This window comes from Moorena sp. SIO4E2, assembly GCF_010671945.1.
GTDB lineage: Bacteria > Cyanobacteriota > Cyanobacteriia > Cyanobacteriales > Coleofasciculaceae > Moorena > Moorena producens.
Genome location: NZ_JAAHIE010000615.1, coordinates 1 through 3,968, shown reverse-complemented (window position 1 = coordinate 3,968; position 3,968 = coordinate 1). Strand labels below are relative to the sequence as shown.

Sequence of the window (3,968 nt, the reverse complement as noted above, 5' to 3'; positions counted from 1 at the left end):
CACACCACACGAAAACCAATATTGCCGACGAGGTGCCTCAAGGCCGGATTAAAGACGCCGCGAGACCCAGAACGGCAGTTTTTAGGCAAGGTGTAGCAGGAACCACCCCGCCACACCCGATATTTATGATCATTTTCATTATTGCTATCGGGTTCATCTTGCCAGGCAGTGCCATCTGTCGGCGCACCTTCATAGTTATCATGCCAATGGTCTGCACACCACTCCCATACATTCCCATGCATATCGTAGAGTCCAAACTCATTGCCTACCCCAAAACTCCCCACTGGGGTGGTTTTTCTAGGATAAATCCCTGATGGCCCGTTACCATAAGACCCTTTCCAACCACCGTGTTGATCATCTGTTCCATTGTAGTTAGCAAACTCTGTTGTAATCGTCTCTCCAAAATGAAACGGGGTCGTTGTTTTGGCTCTACAGGCGTACTCCCACTGGGCTTCACTGGGCAAGCAATAAGGGCGTTTCGTATACTGTGACAGCCGCTCAGAAAACTCTACCGCATCAGACCAAGAGACTGTATCTACAGGTCGGTCTTCCTTTTTAAAATAGGATGGATTGGGTTTAAGTTCTCTGTTGACTTGGGGTAGGGCAGCCACGGCTTGCCATTGGGCTTGAGTAACTGGGTATTTGCCCATGAAGAAGGATTTAACGGTGACTTGATGCTGGGGACTTTCACTGTCTGTATGCCCCTCTTCGGTTTCTGGGGAACCCATAACGAAAGTGCCACCGGGGATGGCAACCATGTCCAAGGTGATACCATTTCCCAAGTCTTCAGCAAAGTACTGAATTTGTCGCTGATGGCGTGTGATATTAAGTTGTGATTGCTGTTCTTCTTTACTTCTTTCTGGCATCACCATTGTTTGGTTTAACTGATGTAAAACTGGCATCTTGCCAGTGATAATATTATTAGTAGTAGAACTGGCATCTTGCCAGTGGTTCTAGAAGTGGAACTGGCATCTTGCCAGTGGTTCTAGAAGTGGAACTGGCATCTTGCCAGTGGTTCTAGAAGTGGAACTGGCATCTTGCCAGTGGTTCTAGAAGTGGAACTGGCATCTTGCCAGTGGTTCTAAAAGTGGAACTGGCATCTTGCCAGTGGTTCTAGAAGTGGAACTGGCATCTTGTGTAGAACTGGCATCAAGCCAGTAACAATATTATTAGTTGATTGAGCTTGACACAGGCTGGAAGCCTGTTCCACCACACAATTATTGACACAGGCTGGAAGCCTGTTCCACCACACAATTATTGACACAGGCTGGAAGCCTGTTCCACCACACAATTATTGACACAGGCTGGAAGCCTGTTCCACCACACAGTCATTGACACAGGCTGGAAGCCTGTTCCACCACACAGTCATTGACACAGGCTGGAAGCCTGTTCCACCACACAATTATTGACACAGGCTGGAAGCCTGTTCCACCACACAATTATTGACACAGGCTGGAAGCCTGTTCCACCACACAGTCATTGACACAGGCTGGAAGCCTGTTCCACTACACAATTATTGACACAGGCTGGAAGCCTGTTCCACCATAGATTATTTTACAGAATATTTCTCTACACTATCCATTTGCCAGAAGAAAGGATATCTTTCAGCAATCTCAGATAAATTAGCTTTTATAGGATTTTCTCTGATATAGTTCCATGTCTCTAAAAATTCTCTTTCATCTCGCATAATGCGATCATATCGCTCGTATTGCCAAACAATACCGATATGATTCATTACTTTAGGAACTTGCTTAGAACTATAGCTTTTAATGCTGTGGATAATACTAGCTAAGGTCCAATATTTCTGAGCTGATTTTGGTAAAGGCTGCATTAACCAATGTACATGATCCGGCATAATTACAACAGCATAGGTTTTGTACCTTTGGTTATTGAAGAATAAACAGGAATCTAGCACTACTTGTCTGGCTTCTGGGGTCAACTCTAGCTTTTCCCAAGTACTAAAAGTCACAAAGTAAATTGCTCCTGCTAATTCCCAGTGAGGAAGATTTCTTTGGCTAATTTTAAGATTTCGAGACTTTAGGAAACTGATATAACTGGTATAATTTATTGAACTGGCATCAAACCAGTCATAATCATTAATATTGGATTGAGACAGCCTCGAAGCCTTTGCCCCAGAGGAGGGACGGTTGGGGGTAGTCATTAGTTACATTTCTACAGAGTATGTTACTGCCAGCATCTTGCTAGTTAGAATCATTAATATTGGGTTAAGACAGCCTCCAAGCCTCTTCCCGGTGATTGGTGCTTCATCAGCTGGCTTGGGTTTAGTTAAGTTATCTTCACATATCCATTGTGGAACTGACATCAAGCCGCGTGATATATTACTAATTGTGGAACTGGCATCTTGCCAGTAAAATATGATTAATTGTGGAACTGGCATCTTGCCAGTGATTATAAAGGTGGAACTGGCATCTTGCCAGTGATTATAAAGGTGGAACTGGCATCTTGCCAGTGATATTATTATTACTTGTAGAACTGGCATCTTGCCAGTGATATTATTATTACTTGTAGAACTGGCATCTTGCCAGTGATATTATTATTACTTGTAGAACTAGCATCTTGCCCAGGGCTATTTCATTCTAAAAAGTGCCAAAATATGCTTAAGCCCAAATTGGCATTTTCTTTGTGCTTGAGCCATGTTGTCAAACCCTGCATCTCGATAAAGATTCAGAGCTAAATTACGAGCGATCGCCCAAATTTGTACCAGAGGAGTTGTCCTGATACGAGATTTATCTTCACCCTGAGTGACATCTCTGACATAATGAACTTTGTTCTCTACGCCCCAATAGCCTCGAATCCGCTTGGCAAATTGTTCAGCCGTTTCTTTCAAGTCAGAGATATAGTATCGGATCTGGGTCTGATCAGTATTTGTAGTAATCCGTCGGGACTGAACTTGAATCACGGTAGCTAATCCAGGCCAAGAAGGCAAACCTTGGGTAACTTGGCAAATACTAACACTTCGTTTTTCTATTCGACCGTGTCCTTTATTGATCTGTTCAAAAGATTGCTGAGGAACGAACTGCTGTTGGGCGGCTGCAAAAAGTTTTGGTTGGTTCCCTTTAAGGGCTGCTATATAGTGATTCCCACTATCGATGATCAGCTGACAAGTTTTTTTTGGGTGTTTATGGCATCAAAGGCAAAAACCACGCCTTTGAGTGCTAGTGCTTTGATAAACTCTGGCACTGCCTTAATCTCATTCGTTTTTTTGACAACCATATCAGGCTTGAGAATTAATCCTCTCTCTACCAAGTAGGCACTCACTAACATAATTGCGGGATGGCGATCGCAATGTGGATTGTCTTGTTCGACCATAAATGACCCTCTCAAAACTTTCCCATCTACCCCTAAAGTCTCTCCCGCTTCCGGAGTGATCTCGAAAAAGCAAGCGAGCGAAGCTGAATAATCTGAGTAATCCATATTCAGTAACACTCGGCGGATTGTGCTGTATGATGGCAGTCGGTTGACTTGAAACAATTGGCTCAACTCCTCACGATTGTTTCAATCCAATCAGCGATCGCTAAAAATCCTTTATTCCCTGCAGCGACTGCTAGGGTAAAGATAGCCAGACATAGAGCCATTGAGTGTCTTCTTCCCTGCCCTCTACGAGCATCTGGTAAATCAGAAAAGGCTTCTAAAATAGCAATTTGACCCATCGATGTTGATTCTCTTGTGCCCTTGTGCCGGGAGCCGGTCTGGCATTGCAGAACAAATGAACTATGTACCATCAGAGCAAGCTTAAACCCATGAGGGGGCATTATATTTAGTACAAATGTTCTGCCTAAGCGACATCCTCCCTCTTGTGCCTTAGCATCTTATCTTACCATAGACCTCTTGCAAAAGTCCAATAAAAAAGATATAAATGGGTCAGTATAAGGGAAAATAATGACCTATCAAAAAGTTAAAGATTTAACTAACCAGGAGTTCAAACGCCTTTGTGGGGTAAGAATTGA

5 protein-coding genes and 1 pseudogene are annotated in these 3,968 nt (G+C 43.5%); all 6 read right to left on the bottom strand.

The genetic code is table 11. From position 1 onward, the window contains the following. Positions 1 to 872, bottom strand: an 872-nt coding sequence (locus tag F6K37_RS34140; protein ID WP_287255213.1) for a formylglycine-generating enzyme family protein, incomplete at its 3' end; no start/stop codon positions are given. Positions 873 to 1,081: 209 nt separating this feature from the next. After that, a complete protein-coding gene (locus F6K37_RS34135; protein WP_287255209.1) occupies positions 1,082 to 1,264 on the bottom strand; it encodes a hypothetical protein in 183 nt (60 codons plus the stop codon). A gap of 285 nt (positions 1,265 to 1,549) precedes the next feature. Then, a complete protein-coding gene (locus F6K37_RS34130) occupies positions 1,550 to 2,050 on the bottom strand; it encodes an REP-associated tyrosine transposase (protein ID WP_502887798.1) in 501 nt (166 codons plus the stop codon). A 114-nt stretch (positions 2,051 to 2,164) separates the two neighbouring features. Beyond that, a complete protein-coding gene (locus tag F6K37_RS34125) occupies positions 2,165 to 2,500 on the bottom strand; it encodes a hypothetical protein (protein WP_287255206.1) in 336 nt (111 codons plus the stop codon). 87 nt (positions 2,501 to 2,587) lie between these two features. Continuing rightward, positions 2,588 to 3,435: pseudogene (locus F6K37_RS34120) on the bottom strand (ISAs1 family transposase). Positions 3,436 to 3,497: 62 nt separating this feature from the next. Beyond that, on the bottom strand, positions 3,498 to 3,671 hold the full coding sequence (locus tag F6K37_RS34115) for a transposase family protein (protein WP_287255204.1): 174 nt from the start codon (positions 3,669 to 3,671) through the stop codon (positions 3,498 to 3,500). Positions 3,672 to 3,968: the final 297 nt, after the last annotated feature.

What these genes read in the sequence shown, in the direction of transcription:
- F6K37_RS34125 (WP_287255206.1), bottom strand. Translation starts at nt 2,500, where the DNA reads ATGCCAGTTCTACAAGTAATAATAATATCACTGGCAAGATGCCAGTTC.
- F6K37_RS34115 (WP_287255204.1), bottom strand. Translation starts at nt 3,671, where the DNA reads ATGGGTCAAATTGCTATTTTAGAAGCCTTTTCTGATTTACCAGATGCT.